This window comes from Mesorhizobium sp. M4B.F.Ca.ET.017.02.2.1 (assembly GCF_003998955.1).
GTDB lineage: Bacteria > Pseudomonadota > Alphaproteobacteria > Rhizobiales > Rhizobiaceae > Mesorhizobium > Mesorhizobium abyssinicae.
Genome location: NZ_RZOF01000668.1, coordinates 1 through 795 on the forward strand (window position 1 = coordinate 1; position 795 = coordinate 795).

At 65.5% G+C, this 795-nt stretch carries 1 protein-coding gene and 1 pseudogene; both read left to right on the forward strand.

Annotated elements, in window-relative coordinates; genetic code table 11:
* Positions 1-164: pseudogene (locus EN738_RS36700) on the forward strand (histidine ammonia-lyase); the annotation flags it as partial.
* The coding region (gene hutG, locus EN738_RS34735; RefSeq protein ID WP_127287410.1) for an N-formylglutamate deformylase at positions 164-795 on the forward strand (632 nt) is incomplete at its 3' end. The pseudogene EN738_RS36700 and the gene hutG, both read left to right, overlap by 1 nt.

The window sequence follows — 795 nt, forward strand, 5'->3', positions numbered from 1 at the left end:
CACTTGAAGCGGTGCGCAAGCTGGTCCGGGCCGAAGTGCCGCATCTCGACAATGACCGCCATTTCCATCCCGACATGGAAAAGGCCATCGCCATGGTGCGCAGCGGCGCCGCGGTGAGTGCGGCGAGCGCCGTGGCCTTGCCGGCGATTGCGGGAGCGGCGTGATGACCGCGCCTTCCTGGCTCACCGTAACCCGAGGCACCGCACCCTTGCTGGTCTCGATCCCGCACACCGGCATCGACCTTGCCGGTCTCGACAGCCGGCTGGTCTCGCCCTGGCTCGGCCGCCGTGATTGCGACTGGTGGATCGACAAACTGTACGATTTTGCGGCCGACCTCGGCGCGACGGTGGTACACACGGCGATCTCACGCACAGTCATCGACGTCAATCGCGACCCGTCCGGCGTCTCGCTCTATCCCGGCCAGGCGACGACTGGCCTTTGCCCGACCGAGACCTTCGACGGCGATCCCCTCTACCATATGGGCGAGGAGCCGACGCCTTCGGAAATCGACGAGCGCCGCGAGACCTACTTCAAGCCTTACCATGCCGCCCTGCAGGCCGAGATCGACCGGCTGCACGGCATGCACGGAAGAATCGTCCTCTACGACTGCCACTCGATCCGCTCGGTGCTGCCGCGCCTGTTCGGGGGCACGCTGCCGGTGTTCAACCTCGGCACCAATGACGGCAAAAGCACCGATCCCGCGCTGCAGGCCAAGGTTGCCGAGATCATGGCTGGTACCGGTCAGACCTGGGTGGTCAATGGCCGCTTCAAGGGCGGCTGGATCACGCGCAATTT